The 26,315-nt window shown below is 45.6% G+C and carries 22 protein-coding genes, 1 CRISPR repeat array and 2 riboswitches; of the genes, 6 read left to right on the top strand and 16 right to left on the bottom strand.

Going from position 1 to position 26,315, the window contains the following annotated elements:
- Positions 1-12: 12 nt before the first annotated feature.
- Positions 13-999: direct repeats of the CRISPR family, unit length 37 nt; unit sequence GTTTCAGTCCCGTGGTCGGGATTTAGTGGTTGGAAAG.
- A gap of 211 nt (positions 1,000-1,210) precedes the next feature.
- From cas2 to AWQ23_RS15590, 8 genes are all read right to left on the bottom strand, one after another.
- On the bottom strand, positions 1,211-1,504 hold the full coding sequence (gene cas2 / locus AWQ23_RS15625) for a CRISPR-associated endonuclease Cas2 (protein ID WP_030008328.1): 294 nt from the start codon (positions 1,502-1,504) through the stop codon (positions 1,211-1,213).
- Entirely contained in the window at positions 1,501-2,478 is a 978-nt protein-coding gene (gene cas1d, locus AWQ23_RS15620) for a type I-D CRISPR-associated endonuclease Cas1d (RefSeq protein WP_062437148.1), read from the bottom strand. The genes cas2 and cas1d overlap by 4 nt, the downstream gene beginning before the upstream one ends.
- Before the next feature lie 2 nt (positions 2,479-2,480).
- Complete coding sequence (gene cas4 / locus AWQ23_RS15615) at positions 2,481-3,059, bottom strand: CRISPR-associated protein Cas4 (protein WP_062437146.1); 579 nt, start codon at positions 3,057-3,059, stop codon at positions 2,481-2,483.
- A 9-nt stretch (positions 3,060-3,068) separates the two neighbouring features.
- Positions 3,069-3,905 carry a CRISPR-associated endoribonuclease Cas6 gene (gene cas6, locus AWQ23_RS15610; protein WP_062437144.1) on the bottom strand — a complete coding sequence of 279 codons (837 nt, stop codon included), beginning with the start codon at positions 3,903-3,905 and terminating at the stop codon, positions 3,069-3,071.
- An 18-nt stretch (positions 3,906-3,923) separates the two neighbouring features.
- Positions 3,924-6,632, bottom strand: coding sequence for a CRISPR-associated helicase Cas3' (gene cas3, locus AWQ23_RS15605; protein ID WP_062437141.1), 2,709 nt, complete (start codon positions 6,630-6,632; stop codon positions 3,924-3,926).
- Positions 6,619-7,308 (bottom strand): hypothetical protein, encoded by a 690-nt coding sequence (locus tag AWQ23_RS15600; protein ID WP_232309029.1) that lies wholly within the window; start codon positions 7,306-7,308, stop codon positions 6,619-6,621. The genes cas3 and AWQ23_RS15600 overlap by 14 nt, the downstream gene beginning before the upstream one ends.
- Positions 7,309-7,446: 138 nt before the next feature.
- Positions 7,447-8,331 (bottom strand): hypothetical protein, encoded by an 885-nt coding sequence (locus AWQ23_RS15595; RefSeq protein ID WP_062437137.1) that lies wholly within the window; start codon positions 8,329-8,331, stop codon positions 7,447-7,449.
- A 2-nt stretch (positions 8,332-8,333) separates the two neighbouring features.
- A complete protein-coding gene (locus AWQ23_RS15590) occupies positions 8,334-10,814 on the bottom strand; it encodes a hypothetical protein (RefSeq protein ID WP_062437135.1) in 2,481 nt (826 codons plus the stop codon).
- A 127-nt stretch (positions 10,815-10,941) separates the two neighbouring features.
- Here AWQ23_RS15590 and AWQ23_RS15585 point away from each other — a divergent pair, with 127 nt between their 5' ends.
- On the top strand, positions 10,942-11,805 hold the full coding sequence (locus AWQ23_RS15585) for a WYL domain-containing protein (protein WP_062437133.1): 864 nt from the start codon (positions 10,942-10,944) through the stop codon (positions 11,803-11,805).
- A 180-nt stretch (positions 11,806-11,985) separates the two neighbouring features.
- On the opposite strand, the gene AWQ23_RS15580 is transcribed toward AWQ23_RS15585, so the two are convergent.
- Positions 11,986-12,471 carry a double zinc ribbon domain-containing protein gene (locus AWQ23_RS15580; RefSeq protein ID WP_062437131.1) on the bottom strand — a complete coding sequence of 162 codons (486 nt, stop codon included), beginning with the start codon at positions 12,469-12,471 and terminating at the stop codon, positions 11,986-11,988.
- A gap of 111 nt (positions 12,472-12,582) precedes the next feature.
- Between AWQ23_RS15580 and AWQ23_RS15575 the strand changes: the two genes are divergently transcribed.
- Positions 12,583-13,476, top strand: coding sequence for a tyrosine-type recombinase/integrase (locus tag AWQ23_RS15575; protein WP_062437129.1), 894 nt, complete (start codon positions 12,583-12,585; stop codon positions 13,474-13,476).
- 180 nt (positions 13,477-13,656) lie between these two features.
- Here AWQ23_RS15575 and AWQ23_RS15570 read toward each other — a convergent pair whose 3' ends face one another.
- The 7 genes from AWQ23_RS15570 to metE all read right to left on the bottom strand — a co-directional run bounded on the left by AWQ23_RS15570 (position 13,657) and on the right by metE (position 21,927).
- Complete coding sequence (locus AWQ23_RS15570; protein WP_062437127.1) at positions 13,657-14,451, bottom strand: hypothetical protein; 795 nt, start codon at positions 14,449-14,451, stop codon at positions 13,657-13,659.
- A gap of 446 nt (positions 14,452-14,897) precedes the next feature.
- Complete coding sequence (locus tag AWQ23_RS15565) at positions 14,898-15,308, bottom strand: hypothetical protein (RefSeq protein WP_315862690.1); 411 nt, start codon at positions 15,306-15,308, stop codon at positions 14,898-14,900.
- A complete protein-coding gene (locus AWQ23_RS15560; protein WP_071884975.1) occupies positions 15,308-16,615 on the bottom strand; it encodes an FAD-dependent hydroxylase in 1,308 nt (435 codons plus the stop codon). The genes AWQ23_RS15565 and AWQ23_RS15560 overlap by 1 nt, the downstream gene beginning before the upstream one ends.
- The gene (locus tag AWQ23_RS15555; protein WP_062437125.1) at positions 16,612-17,619 is read right to left on the bottom strand and encodes a methyltransferase domain-containing protein; all 1,008 of its coding nucleotides are present in this window, start codon (positions 17,617-17,619) and stop codon (positions 16,612-16,614) included. The genes AWQ23_RS15560 and AWQ23_RS15555 overlap by 4 nt, the downstream gene beginning before the upstream one ends.
- Positions 17,620-17,678: 59 nt before the next feature.
- A complete protein-coding gene (locus tag AWQ23_RS15550) occupies positions 17,679-18,818 on the bottom strand; it encodes a fatty acid desaturase (RefSeq protein WP_198158742.1) in 1,140 nt (379 codons plus the stop codon).
- Positions 18,819-19,229: 411 nt separating this feature from the next.
- Positions 19,230-19,697 carry a hypothetical protein gene (locus AWQ23_RS15540; RefSeq protein ID WP_062437120.1) on the bottom strand — a complete coding sequence of 156 codons (468 nt, stop codon included), beginning with the start codon at positions 19,695-19,697 and terminating at the stop codon, positions 19,230-19,232.
- Positions 19,681-21,927: a 5-methyltetrahydropteroyltriglutamate--homocysteine S-methyltransferase gene (gene metE / locus AWQ23_RS15535; RefSeq protein ID WP_397428323.1), complete on the bottom strand. Its 2,247-nt coding sequence runs from the start codon at positions 21,925-21,927 to the stop codon at positions 19,681-19,683. Before metE ends, AWQ23_RS15540 begins: the two co-directional genes overlap by 17 nt.
- A gap of 98 nt (positions 21,928-22,025) precedes the next feature.
- On the opposite strand from metE, the gene AWQ23_RS15530 reads away from it, so the two are divergent.
- The 4 genes from AWQ23_RS15530 (at position 22,026) to AWQ23_RS15510 (ending at position 26,302) form a co-directional block, all read left to right on the top strand.
- Entirely contained in the window at positions 22,026-22,277 is a 252-nt protein-coding gene (locus tag AWQ23_RS15530) for a hypothetical protein (protein WP_062437116.1), read from the top strand.
- Positions 22,278-22,301: 24 nt separating this feature from the next.
- Positions 22,302-22,500: riboswitch (cobalamin riboswitch) on the bottom strand.
- 435 nt (positions 22,501-22,935) lie between these two features.
- Positions 22,936-23,099, top strand: a riboswitch (cyclic di-AMP (ydaO/yuaA leader).
- Between the two features lie 97 nt (positions 23,100-23,196).
- Positions 23,197-24,036, top strand: a complete 840-nt coding sequence (ntrB, locus tag AWQ23_RS15520; RefSeq protein WP_138073871.1) for a nitrate ABC transporter permease — start codon at positions 23,197-23,199, stop codon at positions 24,034-24,036.
- A 13-nt stretch (positions 24,037-24,049) separates the two neighbouring features.
- Positions 24,050-25,447, top strand: coding sequence for a CmpA/NrtA family ABC transporter substrate-binding protein (locus AWQ23_RS15515; protein ID WP_062437112.1), 1,398 nt, complete (start codon positions 24,050-24,052; stop codon positions 25,445-25,447).
- A 30-nt stretch (positions 25,448-25,477) separates the two neighbouring features.
- A complete protein-coding gene (locus tag AWQ23_RS15510; RefSeq protein WP_062437110.1) occupies positions 25,478-26,302 on the top strand; it encodes an ABC transporter ATP-binding protein in 825 nt (274 codons plus the stop codon).
- Positions 26,303-26,315 lie beyond the last annotated feature (13 nt).

The following is a 26,315-nucleotide window of genomic DNA, read 5'->3' as shown; positions in this document are numbered from 1 at the left end:
TAATTGGCCGATGTTTCAGTCCCGTGGTCGGGATTTAGTGGTTGGAAAGCTTAGTCCAAAGTTGGGGCGCGGATATGGCCGAAGCAATCATGTTTCAGTCCCGTGGTCGGGATTTAGTGGTTGGAAAGTTAGTGCTTCTGACTTCTTGCGTTAATTATATGGGTTTCAGTCCCGTGGTCGGGATTTAGTGGTTGGAAAGCTGAAGAGAATGAAGAACCTACTTCTATTCGGATTGTTTCAGTCCCGTGGTCGGGATTTAGTGGTTGGAAAGTGGTTTGGTCGATAAAGTCAACATGGCCGACCGCAACAGTTTCAGTCCCGTGGTCGGGATTTAGTGGTTGGAAAGGCAGCCAAAGCAGGATTAGTTAAAAGCGCATTAGTAGTTTCAGTCCCGTGGTCGGGATTTAGTGGTTGGAAAGTTGACCACCCTCGTCAGGATCATCGCCTTCGTTATGTTTCAGTCCCGTGGTCGGGATTTAGTGGTTGGAAAGCAGGATTATAATTCAGTTCTCCTAATGCTTGATGCGTTTCAGTCCCGTGGTCGGGATTTAGTGGTTGGAAAGTAATCGCTGTCCCCCACCCGGCCCCCGTTGGGCTGAGTTTCAGTCCCGTGGTCGGGATTTAGTGGTTGGAAAGACGGGTGGGACGGATGTAGGCATCGTTGCTGCTGTTTCAGTCCCGTGGTCGGGATTTAGTGGTTGGAAAGCCGAACGATCATCTAAGGCTAGTTGCGCACCACAGGTTTCAGTCCCGTGGTCGGGATTTAGTGGTTGGAAAGATTTTTCGTTTTTTTGGATCAATGGATCAGTTAGAGCGTTTCAGTCCCGTGGTCGGGATTTAGTGGTTGGAAAGCTGAATCAGGGCAACGAGAGCCAAACCTCAGCTATGGTTTCAGTCCCGTGGTCGGGATTTAGTGGTTGGAAAGAAGGTTTGCTTTTCCCCTTGACTGACATATAAATTTCGTTTCAGTCCCGTGGTCGGGATTTAGTGGTTGGAAAGTCCGCGAGCCAGGACTCTTACGATACCTAGCTTTGCAAAGCTCATTTGGCAGATGTCGCTCCATGAGTCCAATTTTACCCATGATCGCTCTATAAATTGTTGACCTTTAAGTATTGAAAAGTATTGAGTTTTCAAGGTTCTAGAGGTTTTGGCAAAGTCCCTAGGATTTTTGGTCACGCTATGGGTTTGCCAATTTGATTTTAGGTCAAATCTAAAGGATGATGCTACCCGGTTTTTCTGGCGTAGATGTACCGTAGGCGATCGCCTTTTTAACAGCCGTGGCATCGAGAATATAAATACAAACAGCATCTTCATCCGGTTTGATCAGTTTTTCTATCGCAGTTTGTAGTTTTGCAAATTGCTTCGTCGTCAGAAAACATTCAAAAACACTAAATTGCTTCCAAGTGCCATAACCCGATAATAAATCAAACAAACGCTTGCGGCGCTTATCCCCTGCCTTTGTAGAAGGTAAGTCGTAAATGATCAGGTAAAAAAGAGTGTTCATCGAATGATTAACGGTTCGTAGGGAATCCCTTCCTGTAGGTGCCTTGCGAGCAATCTAGCCTGTAACTCAATGGCCCGGCGATAACTGCACTTGTAGTTAAAAATGGGATGTTTAAATTCCGAACAAAGTTTACGATCAAAGGCAGATAAAAAGACCTTACAAGCATCATCTTTGAGACGGTAAGCACCAAGACTTTCATTAAAATCTTTGGGTTTAATTTCTTTTTGCTTCAGGACAGTGAGGACAACACTATCGGCGATGAGGGGGCGAAATTCTTCCATAAGGTCGAGAACGAGAGCTGGCTGACCACGGGTGGTTTCATGGAGAAAGCCGATGTAGGGATCGAGTCCAGCAATGTGGGCCGCAGCAGTCACTTGGGTGCGGAGTAAGCCGTAACCAAAGCTGAGTAAGGCATTGACGGGGTCGGTGGGGGGACGACGAAAACGTCCAGTGAATTCCCAAGAATCTCCAAGGATATCTTGCCAGCAGGCGAAATATTCCCGCGCGGCTAAGCCTTCAACACCCCGCACTTCATCAAGAGACTGTTTTTGAAGCACCAGTTTTTCGCGACCTTTGAGGGGATTTTCTTTTTGTCCCCGTCGGTAGAGGAGATTGTATTGGTTGTGAATTTTACCTTTGGCGATCGCCTTAACGATATCTAGGCGTTGTTGGGGATTTTCATGGGCGCGAAATTGAGCAAGACGCAGTTGACCATTGCGGGATTCATTGGGGAGAGCAGAGCCAACATATTTACCAAAGCGACTGAGATAATGCACAGGTAAACCAAGTTCTAGGGCATATCCAAAGGCTTCCCCTGTCATGCTGGGATAACCCAGAAGAACAATATCTTCCAAGGTTTGAGCGGGGATTGATTGTTTTTTCCATGTGCCATCTTCAGATTTCAGGGCAATCTTGAATGCTTCTTGTTGTTTGCTCAGAATGGCATCTGGCTGAGTTAGGTATAGCGTTGACATGGTTAATGGGATTTAACGAGTTTTTTAATTTCTTTAGGGAGGCACAAACGCTTTAGGCTACAATCAGTGCATTTTTTTTGATTGGTGATCGGTAATGGCATGGGGCGATTACTAGCAAGATGGGCTGCCATAATCGCTTGCTCGGTCAAGTTTCGGAGGGTTTGGGTAAATTCAACCTGTTGTCGCCGTCGATTGCCATAATAGAAAATTTCACCGTAGGGAATTTCTTGTTTGGTGCGTTCCTCTAGGCATAGGGCTGCGGCGCAAAGTTGGAAATGATCATTGAGGTGTTTCCCCATTTTTCCTTTTTTATATTCGAGGGGAATCAGTAAGCCATCAGTCTCTTCTACCGCATCGATAATGCCCTTAATTTTTAGGCGATCGCTCCAAACCCATTGCTGCCTATGAATGCGGGTATCTCCTTCAATTGATGTCCCAGCTTCGTTGATATTTCTGTGGAGATGGTTTCCCCGAATAATATGGTCATTAATTTCCATCTCCCCAAGTACATATTCAAAGTAAAAACGTCTTGGGCAATATTCCCATGCATTTAGATAGGCAAGAGGTAAATAATCGTCCATTTTAAACCTTTAATATCTAGAAACTTGTCCCATACCCATCGGCGTTTTTCGTCCTATACCTGCATAAAAAGAAAAGTCGGCTAAAGTATTAATTTGCTTAATAATTTGGGCATTTACATCTCCTAAAACACTGAAACTCATTTCACCAACACAGCCAATAAATTTACTCCGTTTATCGCTAATAATTTCAGTTCTAATATCAAAAAAACTAGGATAAATAGGCTCGAAAATAGTCTCTGTAAATTCAAAATGAATTTCACTATATTGATTCCATCGCTTAAGTAAACTCCGAAAAATTAAGTCTCGATCTGGTAGAGAAACATCGTATTGTGTTTTTCTAAATGCTGTAGGTGTACAGAATCTAAAATTTATTTTTCTTGCCTGTTGTGAAGTTTGGCTATCTGTGCCGTCAAGGGCTTGTTCATAGAGTCTGGTATAAGAAATAAAGTTTGCCCATGGCTGTTGTGACTGGGGATTGGAAAGAATACTGACAATATCAAGCTGGGCAGACCCTAGCTGCCAAGGTTCCGTGCGGTTTATATTTAGCCAGAGATGAGCTAGTTTTCCAAATAGGCTGTCATCCAATAAGGTAATGCGCCACCAACAGGGGGTCCCGGCGGCGATCGCCCGATGATAGCTCCATTGCATTAGCTTACAATTGAGCTTGATCTGTACTGGACTGAGGGTAAAGGCTTTCTCACTCTGCTGTTGGTGCAGTTGTGTCCCCAGGTCTTTATCAACGGAACTAACCAGGTCAAGAAATAGAGCGTGAAGATTACGACCATTAAGATGGGTTTTTAGCAGTGGCGATCGCGGGACAAAATTAATAACTAAACTGTAGGGCATTTTTCTAGAAAACTATAATTAGTTTATATTTTCTTTGATGTAAGAAATGATTGATTTATGTTTTTCTCCATTCTTTTCACAAATATGAAGAAGTTTCTCCTCTGTGCCTTTAGAGGCAATCTTTATGAAGACTTTAGGCAAATCTACAAATCCCAACTCTGAATCATATTGATAATTTTCTAATGCATGAGCAAAGCATAAGCCTATTTGATCTTCGTTTCTTATTGTCACCAGAATATTTTTGTTATAAGCACTGCCCCATCGTAAACTTCGTTTACTCCATTTAGTTTGATCTTTGTCATAAAATTGTTCCTGAACATTCACATGGGCATACTCACTCCCACCACAAAGTCTTTCAATAGGAACTGTTATAGAATGTGGTTTTTCATCAGTAATATCAACTTCACTAGAGTGATCTTTACCGATAAATTGTAAAGTTACGGAAGGCTGCCAGCTACGGGTTGGAATTACCCCTTTTTCGTGAGTTCCCTGACAAGTTAAATCACTACCATAGACATAATCATGGAGCATGGAGAAAGTCTCTAATACTCGATAATCATCAACTTGTTGCTGAGAAAAAATGCAATCTCCAACTGCTTCTGCATCAAATTCATTTAATTGAGAAAGAACTGATCGATAGTTATTCCAAGCTTCTGTATCTAAAGTATTGAGAAAATCAGGAATGCGATCGCCCACTACAATTACTTTTGCATCTTGGACATTACCACGACGATTACAACGACCTACTCGTTGAATTAAATTCTCTGGGGGACAAATTTGAGTAATCAAAGTTTCTGCATTGAGATCACAGCCAACTTCAATGGCTCTAGTCGTTACCAAAATGTAAGGTTGCCCATTGTCATCTCGTTGTTTGATTTGTTGATAAATATCTGGTCTAAGCTGATCTGCAATTCGACCATGGTAGAGAAATAAGTTATCTGGATTTAGTTTCTCCTTAAGTTTTAGATATACACCCACTGCATCCTTAACGGTCTCTACAATTAGCAATATTCTGCGTTGAGGTTTTGCTTTAATTTCTTCAAGGGCGATCGCCGTTACTTGTTCTTGAAAATTACTAGAATCGAAACTGCCATCTTCTTGTTCTTCTCCAATAGAAATTTTATCTAAATAATCAAAGCTCCTCAATTTAGGTTCAACAAAATCAGAAAAATCTAGAGGCTCTAAATAATCAAAAGTTTTTATGAGTTTTTCCGGCATAGTTGCCGTCATTAAAACAAGTGATCGACCTTGTTCATAAAGTGACTTCACCAAACTTTGGAAGTTGGTAAAGGCAATATTTTCATAGCTATGGGCTTCATCAAAGCAAATCAAAGTTTTTTGCTGCTGGATGCGATGGGGAAAAATAAATGATTTTTGTTTATCCCCAAAGGCGAAATAGCGATAAATAAATTTATCTAGGGTAGTTAGAATTACATCGCCTTTATATAAATGGCGACGAGGGTTATTTTTGGGTTTAAAATTTTCACCATTTCCATATAATTTTCTTGTCATTACCGAGCCTGTATCAATGACTAAAGAAAATTGGCGATCTTGATTCTCTTCTAGAGCAGAAAATCGAGTTAGATATTTATCAATCCGTTCTGATTGATCTTCAATTAAACTTCTCGTCGGCAAAACCAAAAATAAACGGTTGCGATTGGCTAATGCAGGAAATAATATTGCCTCTGTTTTACCGGAGCCAGTAGGAGCTTTGAGCAGTAGTGCGGGATATTTATCCTCTCCGATAATGTTATCCATTACTGCCTGTTGCATTTCATTAGGAGTAAAACTCTTATCTTCTGGAATTTTCAGGTATAAAGTATTACAGTCTATAGCTCCTAATTTTTCATTGACTAGCCGTTTCAGGATAATAATATGCTTATTATTTCTTGTTGAATTAATATCACAATTATTGTTCCACCAGTCTTTCACTGCCTTGTTAAGTCGTTTTGCCCAATCCGTCTCTTTATCTTTTAGGCGATCGCCTTGATAGCTTTCCATCTCCTGCTTTAAATCTTTAGGGAAAGGCATCGACCATGTGGTGAGTGGTAATGATATTTCAGAAACATCATCACCAAATACCCAAGGCTCTAGAGAAAACTTATAATTATTTTGAGGATCTTGGACAATATTGAAATCCATAAAAGCTCGGCTTTCTGCCTGCTCGTCATCATCATAAAAACGACAAGCAATCTCTGCTTCTATCTGATCGCACATTTCTAAAATGTATAGTTCTCTAGCATAAGCAAGGGGATCAGCTTCTAGGATTTCTCGATACTGGCTCGCTTTACCCAATAAATTATTAGACTGAGCTAATGTTTTTAATTTATAGCTATCCCTTGCAATATCATGGATAGAGAAATCATGATGTCCTTTTGCAAGGTATTCTGCCCAAGGCTCATGCTTGTCCTCTGCTAGAAAGCGATGACCACTAAATGAATAAATTAATTTGGGTTTATTGTTTTTAACCTCTACTTTGAATTTGAACTTTTGAGGTTTACCCATGTCATGAATTTTAGCGGCTCTCAAAGTTCTTTTCTTAGCTGCATCAAGATCTGCTATATTTACAAACTCTGGTGATTGCCAATTCCATAAACTAACCAGTTTAGTGACATTTGCCACGTGATTACCTAATGGCTGGAACAGTAAATTCTTAGGAATTTTGTTTTTTCCATCAGGAAAAAAAACTCTTCCGAAAATAAATTGTCTCTTTTTAGCTTGGATCATTTCTACTTAATAGGCTAACTAATGAGCTAGGGATAAAAATATTTTCCTGATCAGTCCAGTAATTTAGTATGGGATGATTAGCTGAATCAGAATAGTAGGCTCCTGTAAAAGGAATAAAGCCATCAACCGCTGTGGGTTCTTCTCCCCAAACACCTGTTTCTTCAAGTTGTGCATAGGCTTCCTTTTGCCATCGATAATGGTAAAGATTGTAAATATCGCAGCCTCCATACCATTGAGAATTTTGAATCAAATCATCCGCAGGAACCACAGTAGAAGGAGTTGCTGCACATTCTTCTTCGATCATCTCAATGACTTCAGAAGCCTTTTCGACATAGGCATAACCTTCTTTCCCGATATAGCAACCAAAACCTTCTACAGCGCGTAAAGCCTCTAATTTTTTTGCAGATTGTGAGATAACAAAGCCGCTTAACTGTTCTGTAAAGAAATATTCCCAAGTATGGAGTTGAAAATTTTTACCTTTACCTTTGATAACTAACTTAGAAAAGTCATCATGGTTAAACTCTTGCATCCCTTTACGATAGGTGCGATGAATGCCAGTCCATTCACTTAGATCCGGATATGCACCTAAGGTGATGTAATCCGGTGGTAGTAAATAGGTTGGTGGTTTTTCTTTATTAACCTTTGTCTCAGGAATATCTAAGCCAGCTTTCATCATGGTCAGTCGCCGTAGAAAACCAGACAAACTTGTGGGAGGAACAAAGGGGTAGGTTGCAATGTTTAAGATCGAACCGGGGATCATCCTAAACGTCATTGCCGCCGTAGGTTTTATGGTGAGTTGGAGGCAATACATGGCTTATTTCTGGAGAACATTATCAACGAACGTACTGGAATAATCTTGTAATTTTGCTAGGGCGGTGTCTCCGATCCATCGTTCAAAGTGATTGAGTTCAACATGATTTTCGCTTTCATGCTCTGGAATTTGTGACAGACGAATAAAATCATTTACGGCAATCTCTGGATCGGTCACAGAAGGAGAGATTACAGGTCTTTTTCCTCGTGGAACAAGGTAACGATCTACCACTAATAAAGGTTGATGTGTATCTGGGTTTTCGGCGATCGCCACCCCTTTAGGATTACCGGAGCCAATGCGTGGGAGAGCATCAAGAAAGGCATAGGCAACAGCGGCAAAATCTTGATCCGTAATGCTTAAGCCGTGGTTAGAAACAGGGTATAGAATACCGGGCTGATTGTATTGCCGCTTAAAAGGAATGGGTGTTTCATCCTTGCCACTTTTTGGGCTTGCCATACGGGATGGGTGCATTGCCCGCTGCTTCTCTTCTGGATCAATGTTTTGAATCGCGACACCGCCACCGTGGCTTACGCGACCGATCAATGTTTTCTTGCCAGCTTCTAAACCACCAAATACAGAGCAAATTGGGCATTCAATTTCTGCACAGGTAGCAGGAATTCCGCATTTCAGCTTATCGCCTAACAGAGTGCCATCTTTATGGGGCGCCCAAATCAAACAACGTCGTTCAACACCCCGTCTTTTAGTTGGCGAGATATAGCATTTTTCTAAAGATTGACCATCACGAGTGCTAAGTTTAACAACCTCTACCATGTTGACGTTGACTTGTACTTCATGCCCTAAATAAAGCTCTTGAGAGCCTTCAAGAATGGCATAGATATCAAAGTGAAGACGAGTATTATTATTGATTTGGGGTAATCCAGTAGCCATTTTTAATTATCTCCAGAATTTTTAGATTTACGGACAAGTTCGGGGAAACGAGTATAAAGAGAAAGTTTCAATTGATAGGTTAATTCTTTCCAATCTTTCTCTTGAGAATAGTTATCACTGTCTGCAAAATGAGCATAGGCATTGGTGACATCATCAATATAAAGTTGTAACCAAGTTTTTCCTTCTTTCTCTTGTTCTCGGTTTGATTGACCAAGCGTTTGTAAAAGCTCTTGAGTTTGCTGATAAATAAAATAGTTATCAGGATTCTTCCAAAGTCGAGCCTGAACAATTGTCTCAACTCCTAAGGTTGCGTAATAACCAAAAAAGTTGGGATCATCAACTTTTTCAATTAATTTACTCATCTCTCTACGATAGTCTTCCTCTTTTTCTTTAGACTTTAGAGAACTTTCCATAGAGCCAACAAAGGCAGCCGTTAAACCCGTTAAGGCAGCAACATCTTTATAAAGACGCGCTCGTTTAGCTAGTCGCTTATTAGAGGTCATGTTATTTCCTAAATCATGTTGGATAGTTTGCCAGTAAAGTTGACGTACTTTTTCTAATTCAAAACAATCGGAGTAAGTAACATTTTTAGTTATTGAATATTCTGCTAAATAGGGCATGTCTTTTTGTATATGGCGGATAGCATCTCCTAGCTTTAGATTGATTTCTTTTCCGCTCTCAATAATGCTTTGTCCATAGCCTGCCATGATTCCTTTAACGAAAATAAGATGGCGGTTAGATAAAATAATCGGCTCACTTGCTTGGGTGATTAAAGAAAACTTAAAGTCTTGTAATACCTCCACGCTAAATAATGAAGCAACTTTGGCGATCGCATATTGCACTTGCCCTAATTTTGAGGAGGCGGCATCACCTTTTGATGTTTTGTCAGAAGTGAGAACAATATATTTACCTGCGTTGAGATTCATTTCTTTACAGGTCAACATCCTCAGATAATCTTTCAGTTTGAGTTGAGTTGAGATCTGGTTATCTGCTGCTTCGAGTTTTAAAATAATGCTCTCATCAGTCACCTTTAAGGGAGAGGCAAATGCTAATAATGCACAAGAATCACAGATATGGGGTCTGCCTTCACCTGATGCCGATTGCCGACGCTGAGATGGTCGCTCAAACATAAATCGCAGGACTTGCCATTTTGCAGTTTTAGGATCAAGATCTATCCCACAGGAATAACAAAACTCTTTGTGATCATCTCCCGGCGATCGCGATCTTGGTGTGACGATCTCTTCCGTCAGGACTGGCGCAGGTAATTGGTCAAACTGATCTTCTTTCAGTTCTAGCAATCGATACATTTCAATAAGACACTTAGCAAAAATATCTCCCCGTGTTCCATTAATTTGATCAGTTGCCGTTTTAGTAAAGCCTTTCGCAATAGCTTTGATTTGACGAAAGCTTTCAGGAGATTTCTTTAGATCCTCTTTTATAAAGATAAATGGAACTCCTCCACTTTCCTCTAGAAGTAGCTGTTTTTGGTTTACAAAATCCTCTGAAAAAATAAGTTTTTCAATGACTTTTTCTTTTTGCTTTACAAGCTTATTCCTGTCTTTTTTTGCAAGATTATCTTGCTGCAACTGACTTTCAATGCTTTTTAAATCTTGATTTAGATTTTTTTGTTCTTCAAGCATTTTTTGAAAAGACTTGGAGAATAGCTCTTGATATTTCGCTGCTTCTTTAGCTTGCATAGCCTCTTTATCAGCGATTTCTTTTGTCTTTGATTTTTGATCCTTTTCAGAAAGTTCTTGAGTCTCTAATTCTTTATACAGGATATCAATTTTATTTTGGCGATCACTTTGTCTTTGCTTTGCATCTCGCCATACTGCAAAATACCAAGCAGCAAGCATATTCGCTTGTGATTGATTAATCACCGGAATTTCTAAGGCACTAAAACCCCGACCAGAAAGTGTGATAGACTTTAACATTGCGACAAATGTCTGCATTAAGCCCGATAATTCATATCGAGGTAAGCCATACTCTGAAAAAGCGACTTCCTGTAAAAACTTTTTCCATAGCTCTGTAAAGTCGGGAATGCTTTGATTTGGGATAAATAACTCTACATGGCGATCGCTCTCATTTAAAACTGCAATTTTATAGACTTTTTGTAAATATTCTAAGTAACGCTCAATAATGCTTTCAGTGGATAATCGAGCTTGCAACTCTCCCGGCAATGTCGATTTAAAGAGAATTTTTAAAGATCCAATTTCCTGATTCTGAAAATAGATTTTGTTTGCTTTAATATGTAAATTCCATAGAAAATCAACATTGTTATTTGAAGGCGATATATTTAATTGCCGTATCAGTTGAGAATTGCTAAAGTTTTTTGCGATTGATTCAGCTATAACCTTAATCTCAGAATTAGATTTTAAGCTAATAATTAGTGAATTTTTGGCACTTCTCTCAAGCAACTGTGAGCAGGAGACTGCACTTACTAAAATTTTCAAGGCCCGTAATCGCTGAGAACTAATAAACATGAGCTTCAAAGTAGCGGTAGAGAGATATCACTCGAAAGTGTCCGTAAATCCTTGTTGATATCAATCATAACTGACAAAATTGGAATTAGATCACAGTGTAAGGACAAAGTACACGGACACTTTTGGTATGAGTCGAAGAGGCCAGTCAGTTACGTTATCGCTAAGGGAGTTGGAAAAAGCTCAGCTTGAGGAGTTGGCCCTAGAGTTTGGCTGTGAGTGGGGCGATCGCCCGAATATCTCTAAGCTCATCAAGCAGATTGCCAAACGGGAGCTTAAAATCGCGCCGAATAACGATTGGCAACTGGAGCGAATCAATGTTTTGGAGAAGATCAGGATATTTCTGGTAGATCAAGGCAGAATGGCGGAGGCGATCGCCCTTGCCCAGATCTTAAGCGAACGGGGTGAACTCAAAGACATTGCCTTAAAGCGAGAAATCGAAAAATTCTTACAACAGCCTCTCCCAACATGGCGACAGCGCATTGATAGTTTTATTCGCTGTCAACAACCCTTTCAGTTGTCCTATCAAGATGCCCAGGAGCGAATTTGGAGTTTCTCGATTCATCACGCTCAAATCGTTACCCACGAAAAGCGCCAATATCTTGACTGTTGGGCAACGGAAACGGAAGGAAATCTTGATTTACCTGAACTGCAACACAATTGGAGTTTGCGTTTAGACCGGATTCAGGATGCTGCCGTCAGTCCCCTCAATGAAAAATGGCGATCGCACCTCGATAGCATTTCTGTAGAACTACACCTGTATCGAGGATTGGCTTTTGCTTATCAAGGGAAAAGTGCCGATGTCCATAACGATTGGCATCCAGAGCTCCCTAAAACGCGCCAAGTCATTCGCCAGGTGACTAGTACATTTTGGTTTTTTCGGGAAATCTTACCTTATGGGAAAGATTGTAAGATTATTGCCCCTCAATCTATCAGTGATCTTTTTAAACAAGATCTTGAGGCACTCTATCAAATGTATAACCCAAAACATTGATATTCTTTCTGACAAAGTTGCGCAAACTAGAGAGTTTTATCCAGAGCATTTTGTTGGTGAACTCATGTTTCAGAACGACAATACCGATGAATGTGAAGTTTATCCTTTCCTCACAGAGGCGATCGCCCGCCTAGAGCAAAAAGTTGCCTACTACCGCGACGAAGCATAACCCATCTCTGGTCACGCCTGGGAAGCAGGGCGATTGACTGAACTTTTATAAGGTTTACCACAATAGGGACAAAAACGATGTTTTAAAGAAGTGAGCGGCTGTTGACAACCCTGACAACGACTCTGCAACTTCGTCCCACAAGCAAAACAATATTGCGCCCGTAAGACCAACCATAATGGATCCGGCGCTGACCCTGGCGTCCAACATTGGGGACAAAACCGTAACGCCCGTTGCTTCTCCACCGCCACCGCGATGCCGCGACTTAAAGCCTCTAAATATTCCTCCGGCACCTGGAGTGCATAGGCTAGCCCTTGCTTTGTGCGCTGGTTAAGTTGCGTCGTCTGACCCCGTTCCACCTTCCCATAGCTCTGGGGATGGATCTCCGCCTTGAGGGCCACTTCCCGTTGGGTGAGCCCTAACCGTCGCCGTTGACGCTGAACATAATCTCCCAAAGACTCGTTAGATTGCGGTGTTATTAGCGCTTCTAGTTTATCCATAATTTCTTTACTTTTTTATACCAGCTAACATTTATCTAAATATCTTTAATATGCTACTTTTAACCTACCTTTATTTTTCTACCATAGAGTTTAGCTTTAAGACCAGAGATAATGCCTACCCTTGCCACCGTCGCTACAGAGTTTTTAGAACGACCAGGTCTTGCCCCCAGCACGGTGCGTTCCTACACAACAGCCCTGCTTCCCCTGCTAGCAAACTATGGTGCTTGGCCCATTACCCACCTCGACCGCAAAACCCTACAGGATTACCTCCAACAGTTAGAACACCTCAGCTACACCACCCACCGTCGCCACCAAGCGATTCTCCAATCCCTACTGAACTTTGCTGTTGAGCAGCAGTATTTAGTGACCAATCCCCTGGCCCGCCTGCCCCAACGCAAACCTGACCCGAAAAAAGGCGAACACCACAGCGACCAGACGATCCGTTACCTGACCCCAGAGGAACTCCAACTTCTCTACCAAGCCACCGCCCAACAACCCCGTCTCCATTGCCTCGTGCACTTACTCCACCGCACCGGGGCCCGCATTGCCGAATTATTGTCCCTGGACTATGACCAAGTGGATTTACAGGAACGTCGCTTCCAGGTGGTTGGTAAAGGCAACAAACAGCGCTGGTGTTTCTACAGCCCAGATGTCGATGAAAGCCTAGGGATTTATTTAAAGTATTACCGCCACCCAGACCATCCAGCCCTATTTACTGCCCAACAACCCTTAACAAAAGCCGTTAGTCGCCTCAGTTATCGCACCGCCTACAGCGATTGGCGCACCATGACCCAACGAGAACCCCAACTCCAGGGCCTCCGGTTCCATGATCTACGCCACACCTTTGCCACCGAGCGGGTCGGGTTGATGGGTATTGAAACCCTGAGAGCCCTAATGGGCCATGAAAATATCCAGACAACCTTACGCTACCAAAAGGTGACATCCCAGAGAGCAGAGACCATTGCCAAACAAGCCTTAGTAACGCTCATTCAAGACTCAAACTAAACATTAACAATAAACCAAATAATAAAGGAGCAATATTGAGTCACAAACACTTAGTTACACTTCAAAGACAAAGAGTATGGTATATACTCTTTGATAGACACCCGCGACCTTAATTCTCCCAGGCGATCGCCAACGCCATGAAGCTTACAGAAGATTAGAAAACCTGAAAATTAGTTACTTTCATTTTTGCGACGTAGGATAAATCGAAAGGCGCTGGGGAAACCAAAGAATCACACCACATAAACCGGCTAAACCGAGGGCAGCAGCGATCGCCACTAGGGGAATAATTCCCTGGCTCCAATTTTTGACAGCGATCGCCACCCAAGCCCAGACAAACACACCGCCATAGACGACATCTCGATGTTTCATTGTCACGGCGATCGCCAAGAGAATCCCCACAATCAACAAACTAACTGTCCAAAAGGCTGCCCCTAAGCCCCAGCCCTGCCAACCCAGGAAATCTAGAACACAGGCCCCGTTCACAATCGTCGCCACCGTAATCCAAGCACAATAAAGCGAGACCGGCATTTGCATAAACCACTTCACTTTTTTGGGCAATGGCTTTGGCCCACTCGCAAACCGTTGATAGAGCAAGACCAAAGGCAACAACACAAGGGCAATTAACCCCAAAGACAAGACAAAGCGCTGGTATTGAAAGGCAATAACCCACAAAATCTGCGCCACACTACTCCAAGCGAGAGCATAACCCAATTTGCGGGCGTGGGGTTTTTGTTTCTGGCTGGGTAAAGCTTGGTAAATGGCCAGGGAAATCAAACCGAGATAGATCAAGCCCCAAATGGAAAAGGCATAGCCTGCGGGCACAATGGGCACTGCGGCAAAGTATTGGTCAGAAATCTCAGCAATGGTTAAACCGTCTAGGGGCTTAATATTTGCCAAGATATTAGTCACAAAGGCCGCGGCGATCGCCACAAGATTTAGGGACTGGCGGCGGGTATCACAGTCGAAATTTAACATGGGGTCTATAGTCGTCAGTCTCAACAATTTAGCTTTACTCTGATCGTAAACATTTTTTACACTGAGTTGACTATTTCTGAGATATGTTAGTTAACTCGCATTTCCCAGAACACCATGCTTTGATCGGTCAACTTTGGAGAGTAATTAAAACTGGAGAAAACTATATAGGGCAATGATCCCGAGAGCCGTCAAACATCTAATTCTTGGTTAAGATATCGATACACACTGGCTTTTGAGAGATGATATTCTTAATTTTCCCTATTCTTTAATTTCAACGTATCGTTGAGTATCGGACATATCCACACTTCAACGGCAGACAGCGCTGCTTCTTCATAAACTGACTTCTCCCTTGGAAAGTTACCACAAAATTCAAACAAATGAAGTTGAATCAGAAATCTAAATCGATGCGAGACAGATGAGTGTTAGAAAAGTCGGGTTCTCTGAGCTTAAACTCTTCCCAGCCTTTGCAGACTACTTCGTAGCTTTGGGGGGGGAATGGATAGATCGCGTAGGTCAAGGAAAGAGTCGTGATCGCCTGATTCTAGTAGCAAAATCACGTCAGTTTCGGGGTTATAGCCATCCACTACCTGCAAGATATGGCCAGTGATATAGTGACGGTTCATAATTACTGTGTCGGGCATGGCTAACCAGGCATTAAGGAAGGGAGCAAGGCGTGATCGCGGCACATAATGTGCCTGAAAGCTTTCCCCAGTAATACTCAATTGTGGCAAACGCAGGCTGCATACAACCGTCCCCCGTTCACCACATAGATAACCGCACCAGGCGTTATGGCCCAGAGCCAGCAGATTGGTAGCAACAAACGATTCTTGCCAGTTTGCTGGGGGTTTATTAGTCATCATTTAGTTCCTCCTTTGGATTGAGGAGGGTTCATAAGTGTGCCAGGTTCAGGGTGACTATGTTGAGACATAACGATTTTCGTCCTTGACGCATGCATGAGTTGACCAAACTGATCGGCGGGTCGTGTACCCCAAAAGCCCGTCATCAAGTGCAGCATTAAGCGACGGAGGGGCGACCAGCCAATCATTAGTTGTAGCACCCATCGTCGCAACACCATCATGGGCAACCAGCGATTAGAAAAAGTGCGGTTGAGAATATCTGTAAATAGCAGCATCACCCAGTTTTCAAAGCGGCGGCGGCGACCATACCGCTGCAAAACTCTGATATCGCCTAAATCCTGTTGCTGCTGCGTTGCAGTTGACAACACCTGAGCTAGCATTGCCGCATCCCGAATGCCTAGATTTAACCCCTGCCCCCCCACAGGATGGCAGTGATGGGCCGCATCTCCCAGAAGCGCTAACCGGGGTTGACAGTAGCGGCGACTATGCATCAAGCGAGCCGGAAAGATTAGTGGTTCACTCAGCAGGGTCAACGAACCCGAGTGATCACCATAGCGGCATTCCATGGCAGCGATGAACTGATCTGGCGGCAGGGCAGCGATCGCCTCTGCGTCCTGATGGGGGGCAACCCAAACAATCTGGCAGCGATTATCTGGTAAGGGCAAAATAGCGAAGGGGCCGTCAGGCCAGAACCGCTCATGGGCAATATTTTGGTGAGACTTTGCTGGAGAAACAAAGGCTGTGATGCAGGACTGCCAGTAGTTCCGGCTATTGGTTTTGATCCCAGCCTGCTGCCGGACGCGGGACTTTACCCCATCGGCAGCGACCACAAGGGAAGCACTCAGATGTTGTTGTCTCTGCCCCATTTCTACAATCACCTCTGCCCATTGAGTACTATAGATGACAGTCTGCACCTGCGTTTCGTAGTAGCAGGTGATATGGGGATCGATAGACGCTTGATGGCGCAGTGATTTTTGTAATACTCGATGCTCGGCACAATAATATACGGCAGGCTCTCCCAGATCTGCTGGCGTGAATACCACTTGATGGGGATAGTCGGCATCCGACAGAACAACCTGAGAAAAATGAGTAATAGCTGGAGCAATCTGCTCCCAGATCCCGATTTTTCGAAAAATTTTTGCAGACAGCGGCGAGAGGGCATAGGCACGGGGGCGATCGCCCACCGCCTGCTCAGACTGAGCCTCGATTACGGCAACCCGCAACCCAGATCCCCGCAGCCCGCAGGCTAGAGTCAAACCAGGGATGCCGCCCCCAACAATGATTAAGTCATAGATGAATTCACTCATGAACGCACTAAATTGTCATCATTTTGTTCAGAAACCACGGTTTGGGCAGCCGATCCAGGCGAGTTCGCTCGTACCGCCCGAAACATACCAAAGCGACATAATCCCGCCCCAAAAGCTAGCCTCATCAACAAAAAAGTAGGCACTTCCCGCAGGGACTTAATGAATCCAACCACACCAAATTTGAGTAATCCTTCCGGGCGGACAATACCCTGCCAGATAGAATCTAGCCACGCGGGGAGAGTTTCCCTTGTCCAGTCATCCACGGCTACTTTCCCCGCGACCAGACCTGTCGCCTCCAACTGTTCCGAAAAACCTTCAATACTGGAAAAAGCCGGATGAGACCATTGATCGAGCAGTTGTCTCATTACCGGACGCTCCCACCAGTTCAAAGGTTTGCGGCGATCGTCTCGCTGATTCCAATCAGCCACTACCAAAATCCCACCTGGTTTAAGGACACGCAGCATTTCTTGAGCATAACGAGCTTTGTCTGGCATATGCGGCCCCGCTTCCACCGACCAGACCACATCAAAACTGCCATCAGAGAAGGATAGGTTCAAAGCATCATCTACCTGAAAACGAGCTTGGATATGGGGGGGAGTTAACTCTTGTGCACGCTTGACCTGCTGAGGGCTGATGGTGATTCCGACGACTTTAAAGCCATAGTCCCGCGCCAAAATTCGGCTACTACCACCAATGCCACAACCCACATCTAGTACCGTTGTGCCTGGAGGAAGACAATCAAGGCCACCCCAACGAATCATTTCATGGACAAAGTCATGCTTAGATTGCAGAAAATCCTTCCGGCGGGGGGGAGATCCATAATGGCCGAGGTGGATATGTTCACCCCAGTAAAATTCCAGAATACCGTCCTGAGTCCAGTCATCATAGGACTGGGCAACGGATGTGGAGGACTGATATTTACGAGCTGTAAACAGGTAAATTGCCAGGCCAACAAACAATAAAAGTAGAAGGAAACTAATAATAAAGAGAAAAATGGTCATCATATTCACTTAATTTCGGATTTTTATCAAAAAACACAATAATTCAGAGAATTTTCAGGAAATTAGTTCTTTCTTCTATGGGTTAGCTTTGGTAGTCTCGCGTGAACAATATTTCTATTTTTAGGAGCTACCGCTAACTGGGTTGATATGGGGACTAATTGATTGGTCGTCGCATCCCATAGAATGAATTGGGCACAGTGGCGCAGATCGCCAAGTCGGAGAGTCGTCACCTCAGAGAGCAGATGACGATTGGCTTGATAGCAGGCGGCCAAACTGTAATTGGGGATTTTCTCTGAGAGGTGATGAATACTGTGATAGCTAATATCAGCGGTAAACCATCTCAGCCAGGGGGGCAGATCGAGATAGCTGCTGCCCTCAATTGCTCCACGTAGATAGTCCCAATCTGCGGTGTTATGGGCATAGGCTCCTTCAAAATTGTGCTGTACAAAAAAGACACAGATAAAAATCGATCCAGCCAGGGTCATCACCGTTGAATACAAACCCCAAAATACTCCTGGCCCGACTAGATGGCTCAAAATCAGCCAACTACCCACGACCAAAACATTGTTTAACAGCACATCCCAAAACTCTACGCTTGTCTGCCAGTGCTCAGATTTGTGGGAGAAAACAATAGACCTGAAGTTTTTGAACCCATTACTTTTTAAGCCGGTCAACCCATGCCTGATAAATCCACAAATCCCCAATATCAACGTCAGCCTGGGCTGAATAACAAGGTAGAAGAAGCCCCCCGGCAGGGTCACGATCGGCTGCCGAAGTAGGCCGTAGAGTTTCTGGTCAAAGGCACTGAGTTGAGCAAATTCTTCAGTAGAGAGAAAGTCGCCAATACCACGATACCGTTGCCAGTCACCATTGGTTTTGTGGTGATAGGCATGATCTCTTGACCAGGCATAGGGAGGGATCGCGTTAATGGCCCCCAGCATAAAGCCCACCAATCGATTGGCCTGTTTGGACCGAAACAGGGAATAGTGGCCGCAGTCGTGCATCAGCGAAAAGCAGCGCAACAAAAAAAGCACCATCAACCCAACAATAGGTGGCAACAGCCAAAGGGAAATGGAAGCCACTTTAACGGCCAAAACCCACAGTCCGATATAGGGAACCACGGTATTGAGAATTTGATAGGTGGCACGTCGGTCACTGCTTTTCATATAAGGCGCTAGGACAAAATCTGACTTTTTGGGCATGATGTTCATTCGTTGTGATCCAGGCTCCCGTCCAGAATGATTTTTGCTGGGGGTAGAGGGGGTAAGTTTTCCTTTACCTGCATAGGGATCTCTGGTACAAGAGAAATCTGACGGTCTCGATTGGGTCGCCCTGCGGGCCGTCCGAGGATGAGTTCTAGTGGCTTAATTAACGAGAACACTCCTAACGACGACATCACTCTAAAGCCTGCCAGGATTGCCTCGATTAGGTCTCGAGTAAGAAGCCCAGATCGAGGGGGAGTTGGTTGGCTCAGGGCCATTTGCTTCACAAACGGATGAGGAGCAGCGGGAATTCGTCCAGGACAGTGGAGGTACTGCTGAAGCTGGCGAATTTTAATTGCCGAAGCTTGATCGGCACTCTGACTTGAAGATTTTGAAGATGATGTTGTTGGCTTATGGTTCTCCACTTTGACGCCTCCTGACAGACTCAAGGGTCAAGTTGAATTCTTCCCAGCGATCGCCGATCTGACGGTAGCAATCGGGAGGGGCGATCGCCAAATTCTGTAACCAGTCCACCTCAACGGCGACACCATGGTTGAGAACTAGGAGCATCTCCCGCTCAGGGGTATAGGTTTGTAATACCTTTAAGAGATGATCCAGTACATCGCTCGGTAGACCACGGGACTTTAGGTATGGATAAACGATGGCGGCTGGCCGGTAGTGGAGATAATAGGGCACCACTGCTTGACGCCAATTCAAGCAAGTCAGATCTGGCGCTGCTACCTCACAAACAACCAGGCCGCGCCCTTGGGTCAAATATCCTTGCCAGGCCTCATGACCTAAGGACAATAGATTTTCCCGAATAAAAGCAGCTTGCCAAGTCGTGTCGCGGCGCTGCCAAACATCAACGGGTAGTCGCATCAATTTCCTCCCGCAGTTTCTGAGTTGCCGCCACCATGTGCTTGAGGGATGGCACGACTTCTTCCCAGCGGCGTGTCTTCAAACCGCAATCAGGATTCACCCAAATTTGCTGGGTAGGCAGGTTAGCCAGTCCTGCTTTTAACTGCTGTACCAGTTGTTTCTCTGTGGGCACCACTGGACTGTGAATGTCGTACACGCCATTGCCAATCTGATGGGAGTAGCCCCCTTCGGTCACTTCTTGCAGCGTGCGGTTACCACTGCGGCTGTTTTCGATGGAAATCACGTCAGCATCCAGTCGTTCGATGTCCTGGATGATGTCGCCAAATTCGCAGTAGCACATGTGGGTGTGGATCTGGGTCTGGGGTTGGGCGATCGCCGTCGCCAATCGAAATGCATCCACCGCCCAGGACAGATAATCGCTCCAGCGCTGTACCTTGAGCGGTAAGCCTTCCCGCAGGGCAGGTTCATCCACCTGGATAATCTGGGCACCGGCTGCTTCCAAGTCAGCAACTTCCTGCCGCAGTGCCAAGGCAATCTGAAATGCCTGATCTCGGCGAGAAATGTCGGCACGAGAGAATGACCAGTTAAGGATGGTGATGGGAGCCGTCAGCATTCCCTTCACGGGCTTTTGCGTCAGCGCTTGCGCCACCTGAAATTCCCGCACAGTCATCGGCTGGGGACGGGAGACATCGCCGTAGATGATTGGGGGACGCACACACCGACTGCCATAGCTCTGCACCCAGCCATTGACGGTGAAAGCAAAGCCTTCAAGCTGTTGCCCGAAGTATTCCACCATGTCGGTGCGCTCGAATTCCCCATGCACCAGAACATCTAGGCCGACTTCCTCCTGAATTTTGATGCACTCGGCAATGTTGGTATCAATGTTCCTTTGATACTCCGCCTGGGAGATGTCACCTTTTTTGTACTTCACCCGCAACTGGCGCACTTCTTTGGTTTGGGGGAAGGAGCCGATGGTGGTGGTAGGCAGATGTGGTAGCTTCACCTGCTTGTCTAGCCGCAGAGAGTAAGAGAGCGATCGCTCAAAATCTTCCACGGTCAAACTTGCTAAAGCCTGCCGCACGTCTGGATTCGGTGGATTGAACTGCTCGAACGCCTGCCACTGATGCTGCATTTCCGCTTGCTGGGCAGCAGTGTCTTCGCTGTTGAGCATCCGCGCCAGAAACACCACTTCTACCAACTTCTGCTCAGCAAAGCTCAGCACATTCCGTAACGGTTCCGACAACTGAGTTTCCAGCGTGGCATCGTGGGGGACAAATTGCAGGGATGCCGAAGGCTGTACCCGCAGGTTAGGGGCGATCGCCTGTAGTTTTTTCAACATTGCCAAGATGACATCGGGATGAATTTGCCAGATATTACGTCCATCGACGACCCCAGCTCCCAGAATTTTGTCGGCGGGGAATCCTTGGGATATCAACAGATCTAAGTTGTGACCCCGGGTAAAATCTAAGCTGATCCCTGCCACAGGTAGCTGCGTCACCCAGCCGTAGTTCACCCCCAGGTCATCAAAGTAAGTGACTAGCTGTATGGGCAAGCCGACGCTGGCTAGTTGGTGGTAAGTATTCTGCACCGCTGTCTTGAGATCGGCGGCTTGGCTCGTGACCAAAATTGGCTCATGCAGTTGGACTTCCTTTACCCCCAGGGCTTTGAGCTGGCCTAGGAGATCGACATATAGCGGCAGTAACTGATCCAACCAAGCCATCAAATCCCCGTTGTGGCGGCTCAGGGCCAAGAGGGTCACCGGACTGAGGACTACGGGTACGGCGCGATCGCCCAAAACGGCTTGCGATCGCTGCACCATCGCCAAGAATTCCCCAAAGTTCCCCAGAGGTTGCATCTTGTCTTCGATCTCAGGCACTAGGTAGTGGTAGTTTGTGTCGAACCATTTCGTCATTTCCAGCGCAGGTAAAGCATCCCGGCCCCGAGCCATGGCAAAGTAGCGATCCAGCCCACTCAAACCCTGAAACCGTCTGGGAATCAGCCCCAAACGTACCGTCCAGTCCAGGACATGGTCATAGAGGGTCTGATCCCCTACGGCAATGCGATCAATGCCTGCCGTTAACTGTGCTTGCCAAGTTTTGACTTCAAGATCTTGCCGTAAGGCCAACAAATCATCCGCGCTAGAAGTTCCACCCCAAAAAGTTTCTAATGCTTTCTTGAGTTCCCGGCGTTTACCCATGCGAGCATAGCCGAGAGTCGTTGTTTGAAACATCGTCATTATGTATTGTCCTAAATGAATTTGATTCTAAAAAATTGAATGACAAATTGTTAGGAAGCTTGACCACTAACCTAGGGAAAGTAACGCTACGAATGCAGCAAAAAATTACCCCATTTAGGATTAAACAACCTAAAAAGAAAAAGGCGATCGCCCATGAAATTGAGACATCGAAAAATGCCCAGGCCCTAAATCAAAACAGCGCCAATGACCATAACTTAATTGGCAAAATCGTTAGGAATATTTTGGCAGTGATGCCTGAGTGGTTTCTAAGACTTGGAAGAAGAGCTTTGTCGAAACGCTCCTATGGTGACACGTCCTTGAACGTGCCAAGACTAAAACAGTGATCATCCGTACCTCGCAGATGTTTTAGAAGGTGATTGGCGATCGGCGGGCATTCTGACTTACACAATTTTTAGGGCTTAATTTTAGATTGATCATGGCAATGACCCCTAAAATTGCAGCGCTAAAACTGGCTTACAGCTGCGGGACAGCGGCAGATTTTCACTGCTCTTTCCCCGTTTCCTCCAGTGGCTGATCCCTACTGGAACCGAAAGTAGATTCTATAATATCATTGAATTCATATTCTCAGTGCTAAAGGCGAATATTTTTCAAACAAATCATAAATTTGTGCTGAGGATTGTTGAAAATTAAAAGTGCCAAAAAGAGTCGCTAATTTTAAGGAAATCTCAAAGATAAATCTGTAATGACTGTTGCGGCAATAGGGTCAACCCATGATTAGAAATAGGGATTTTGGGAGTTTTGAAGCAAGCCCAGGAAACGCCCGGTGGGGTCTGGTCACTGGCAAGCCAGTGCTCGATGGAATTGCATGGGTGCTGGATCTGAAGAGCTGCGCCGAAAATCTCCCAGCGATCGCCCCCCAATGGGATATCTCCTGGCAGGGGCAAAGGGAGTTCAGTCCCCTGGGCTTGATTGGATTTTTGATTTTTTGATCCCTACGGTAATTTACAAAGTCCTTGGAGAAATGCTAGTTTATAGGCCAACTGAGTAAGTCAGCTTAGTTCAAGGTTACGAAGCCTTGAAGCGGGGGAACCACCCGTCAACCCAACCGGGAAGACACCGGGGCTTATTTTCTGAGATATGCAGAAAAGGGACATCTTCCAGTCCTAGCCCGTCAGCTAACCTCGTCAGCATCGGAAGAAGACTGAAGCGCGGCGATCGCACCGTAAATCAGAATTCCCAGACAACGACTGTCAGTTACCAATCACTTCCCTCTATTTATTGTGAAAGGGTAGGTAATTTTGCATGGTTTTATTATCAAGTTTGGCCCGTGGGGTCAGAAAGTTTTTGGTACCACCTTTTTGGCAAGGAAGTCTCCGGAAAGAAGTTTGGCTACCTCTCTATGGTTTTGGGGGATTGTTACTGCTCTGGTGGGCGATCGCCTTAGTACGGGGCGAAATGATGCCGACGCCCCTAGAAGCATTGGTCAATAACCTGGATTTTATTCTGCATCCCTTTTATCGGCGCGGCCCTGGCGATTTGGGTTTAGGTTGGTTGCTTTTGGCCAGTTTGCGCCGGGTGATTATTGGTTTTATTTTGGGGGCTTTGGTGGCGATCCCGGTGGGGATCTGGATTGGCCTCTCCCGTAATGCCTGGCTCGCAATTAATCCAATTATTCAAATTCTCAAACCTGTATCGCCCTTAGTTTGGCTACCGATCGCCTTGTCGATTTTTAATGGGGCAGAACCCTCGGCGATTTTTGTCATTTTTATCACCTCCCTCTGGTCAACGATCATCAACACCGCAGAAGGTGTGGCCCAGGTACCGAGGGATTATCTCGAAGTCGCGCGAATGTTAGAAATGCCCCGCTGGAAACAACTATGGCGGGTTATTTTGCCAGCGAGTTTACCCTACATTTTCACAGGTCTGCGGATCAGCATGGGAGTCGCTTGGTTGGTCATTGTCGCGGTGGAAATGCTTACCGGAGGCATTGGTATCGGTTTTTTTGTGTGGGACGAGTGGAATCGTCTGAATGTGAGTTCGGTATTTTTGGCGGTATTTGTCATCGGCATCACAGGCTTGATCCTAGATTCGGCCCTCGCATATCTACAAACGGCGATTACCCATCGTCCGGCCCAGCATTAGGAGCATCACTGCAATGAATAAAATAAGTAGACGCTCCTTTGTGTTTGGGATGGGGGCAACGGCTTCGGCATTAGTTTATGGTGCTTGTACTGCCCCAACGGATAAAAAGATTCAGGGTCGTTTACCCCACGCTTTAGCGGTTGAGCCCTTGGTACGGCCAGAAAGTTTGGAAAAACCGAATTTAACGGTGGGCTTTGTGCCAGTGAATGATTGTGCGCCCTTGGCGATCGCCTACAGAAAAGGTTTTTTCCAGAAATACGGTTTGAATGTCCAACTCAGTCGCGAAGCCAGTTGGGCCAATGCCCGTGATGGATTGATCTTCGGTCGATTGGATGCGTCTCCGGTGGTTTCTGGGGCCGTGACTAATGCGCGAATTGGTGCCGAAGGAGCCAGGGCTTTTCCGTTGGTGGCAGCAATGACTCTCCACCGCCATGGCAATGCTTTAACTATGAACCGACAGCTTTGGGAGGCTGGGATGAGACCATGGCCAGATTACCAAGGTGATTTAGCTAAATTTGGCCGAGATCTCCGCAGTTTTTGGCAAAAATCTCCCCTTGATGACCGCGCTTGGGGGATTCCCTTAAGTTCTTCAATTTATGAATATTTTGCCCGTTATTTAGTCGCCGCTATTGGCCTTGATCCGATGCGAGAGTTGCGATTGGTGATTACGCCGCCGCCCCAGATGGTGAGCAATATGCGGATCGGGGCGATGCAAGCCTACATGGTGGCAGAACCTTGGAATACTAGGGCGATCGCCAAAAATGAAGGCATTGGGTTTACGTTCATCCAAGGGCGAGATGTGTGGCGGGGCCATCCGGATCGGGTGCTGGCAGTGGCAGAATCTTTCATTGAACAATACCCCAAAACCTACCGCTCCCTCGTCAAAGCCTTAATCGAAGCCTGTCAGTACTGTGGCGATCCGAGTCATCGGCAAGAAGTGGCAAGCATTATTGCTGAACGGGCCTTTACGGGGGCCAATGTGAACTATACTCGTCCGGCCATCGTCGGGGATTACGACTACGGTGGTTTTGATGCCCAGCAACGGCTAGAGAGCAGTTTAGATACGACGACCTTTTTTGAGCTGCACCCCGAAACTTCGACAATTCCCCATGATCACTCCACATTTCTCTGGCAGTCCCAGGGAATTTGGTTAATGACCCAAGCAGCCCGCTGGGGCCAAATTGAAACATTACCAACCGATCTAGAGGCGATCGCCAAACGGGCCTGGCGCACCGATCTTTACCGGAACATTGCCGCCGAAATGGGGATTACCAGTCCCAGCGAAGATTACAAGGTGGAGCCAGCCACTGCCTTTATCGACCAAAAAGCCTTTGATCCAAGCGATCCAGTCGGTTACCTCAACAGTTTTGAACTGCGGGCCAACCGTCCCCAAATCTATCCCGTCAGCTAAACCCCATTACAAAATTAGCATCCCAAATCTATGACTAGACCCCAATCTTTCCCCTCCCCTGCCGCCATGGAATCTCCCAACGATACTTTTCTAGCCATTGAACATATTCACAAACAATATCCTAAGGCCGATGGGAGTCAGTTTGTTGTCCTCGAAGATATCAATCTCACCATTGGCGCCCAAGAATATGTTTCTGTCATTGGCCATTCTGGTTGCGGTAAATCGACCCTGCTGCGGATCGTTGCGGGTCTAGAAAAACCCAGCGCCGGCCATGTCACCCTAGAGGGGAAACTGATTCGCCGCCCCGGTGCTGATCGGATGATGGTTTTCCAAGGCTATGCGCTCTTACCCTGGTTAACGGTCCGGGACAATATCCGCCTAGCTGTGGATGAAGTTCACAAGCATCTTTCTAAAGGCGATCGCCGCCACCTTGTTAACGAACATATCCACATGGTCAATCTCACCGCCGCCGCCGACAAATATCCCCACGAACTTTCCGGTGGCATGAAACAGCGGGTAGGGGTTGCGAGAGCTTTAGCGACTCGGCCAAAAATGCTCCTCCTCGATGAACCCTTTGGTGCCCTCGATGCCCTGACCCGACCGAAACTGCAAACCCAAGTCCTCGACATTTGGGAAAACCACCGCCAGGCCGTGATGATGATTACCCATGACGTTGACGAAGCCCTGTTTATGTCTGACAAAATCGTGATGCTGACCAATGGCCCCCAGGCTACAATTGGGCAAGTTTTAACGGTGGATCTCCCTCGACCCCGACAGATCCACGAACTGCGGGAAACCCAAAAATACTATGATCTGCGCAATGAAGCCCTGGATTTTCTCGAACGCTATCAGTAAATGAGTCGTTTTT

This window comes from Picosynechococcus sp. PCC 73109 (assembly GCF_001521855.1).
GTDB lineage: Bacteria > Cyanobacteriota > Cyanobacteriia > Cyanobacteriales > MRBY01 > MRBY01.
The sequence above is the reverse complement of the archived record's forward strand: the minus strand, read 5'-3'. Positions and strand labels throughout refer to the sequence as shown.

Coding starts and splice junctions, on each gene's coding strand:
- cas2 (WP_030008328.1), bottom strand. CDS start 1,504: ATGAACACTCTTTTTTACCTGATCATTTACGACTTACCTTCTACAAAG.
- cas1d (WP_062437148.1), bottom strand. CDS start 2,478: ATGTCAACGCTATACCTAACTCAGCCAGATGCCATTCTGAGCAAACAA.
- cas4 (WP_062437146.1), bottom strand. CDS start 3,059: ATGGACGATTATTTACCTCTTGCCTATCTAAATGCATGGGAATATTGC.
- cas6 (WP_062437144.1), bottom strand. CDS start 3,905: ATGCCCTACAGTTTAGTTATTAATTTTGTCCCGCGATCGCCACTGCTA.
- cas3 (WP_062437141.1), bottom strand. CDS start 6,632: ATGATCCAAGCTAAAAAGAGACAATTTATTTTCGGAAGAGTTTTTTTT.
- AWQ23_RS15600 (WP_232309029.1), bottom strand. CDS start 7,308: ATGATGAAAGCTGGCTTAGATATTCCTGAGACAAAGGTTAATAAAGAA.
- AWQ23_RS15595 (WP_062437137.1), bottom strand. CDS start 8,331: ATGGCTACTGGATTACCCCAAATCAATAATAATACTCGTCTTCACTTT.
- AWQ23_RS15590 (WP_062437135.1), bottom strand. CDS start 10,814: ATGTTTATTAGTTCTCAGCGATTACGGGCCTTGAAAATTTTAGTAAGT.
- AWQ23_RS15585 (WP_062437133.1), top strand. CDS start 10,942: ATGAGTCGAAGAGGCCAGTCAGTTACGTTATCGCTAAGGGAGTTGGAA.
- AWQ23_RS15580 (WP_062437131.1), bottom strand. CDS start 12,471: ATGGATAAACTAGAAGCGCTAATAACACCGCAATCTAACGAGTCTTTG.
- AWQ23_RS15575 (WP_062437129.1), top strand. CDS start 12,583: ATGCCTACCCTTGCCACCGTCGCTACAGAGTTTTTAGAACGACCAGGT.
- AWQ23_RS15570 (WP_062437127.1), bottom strand. CDS start 14,451: ATGTTAAATTTCGACTGTGATACCCGCCGCCAGTCCCTAAATCTTGTG.
- AWQ23_RS15565 (WP_315862690.1), bottom strand. CDS start 15,308: ATGACTAATAAACCCCCAGCAAACTGGCAAGAATCGTTTGTTGCTACC.
- AWQ23_RS15560 (WP_071884975.1), bottom strand. CDS start 16,615: ATGAGTGAATTCATCTATGACTTAATCATTGTTGGGGGCGGCATCCCT.
- AWQ23_RS15555 (WP_062437125.1), bottom strand. CDS start 17,619: ATGATGACCATTTTTCTCTTTATTATTAGTTTCCTTCTACTTTTATTG.
- AWQ23_RS15550 (WP_198158742.1), bottom strand. CDS start 18,818: ATGCCCAAAAAGTCAGATTTTGTCCTAGCGCCTTATATGAAAAGCAGT.
- AWQ23_RS15540 (WP_062437120.1), bottom strand. CDS start 19,697: ATGCGACTACCCGTTGATGTTTGGCAGCGCCGCGACACGACTTGGCAA.
- metE (WP_397428323.1), bottom strand. CDS start 21,927: ATGTTTCAAACAACGACTCTCGGCTATGCTCGCATGGGTAAACGCCGG.
- AWQ23_RS15530 (WP_062437116.1), top strand. CDS start 22,026: ATGCAGCAAAAAATTACCCCATTTAGGATTAAACAACCTAAAAAGAAA.
- ntrB (WP_138073871.1), top strand. CDS start 23,197: ATGGTTTTATTATCAAGTTTGGCCCGTGGGGTCAGAAAGTTTTTGGTA.
- AWQ23_RS15515 (WP_062437112.1), top strand. CDS start 24,050: ATGAATAAAATAAGTAGACGCTCCTTTGTGTTTGGGATGGGGGCAACG.
- AWQ23_RS15510 (WP_062437110.1), top strand. CDS start 25,478: ATGACTAGACCCCAATCTTTCCCCTCCCCTGCCGCCATGGAATCTCCC.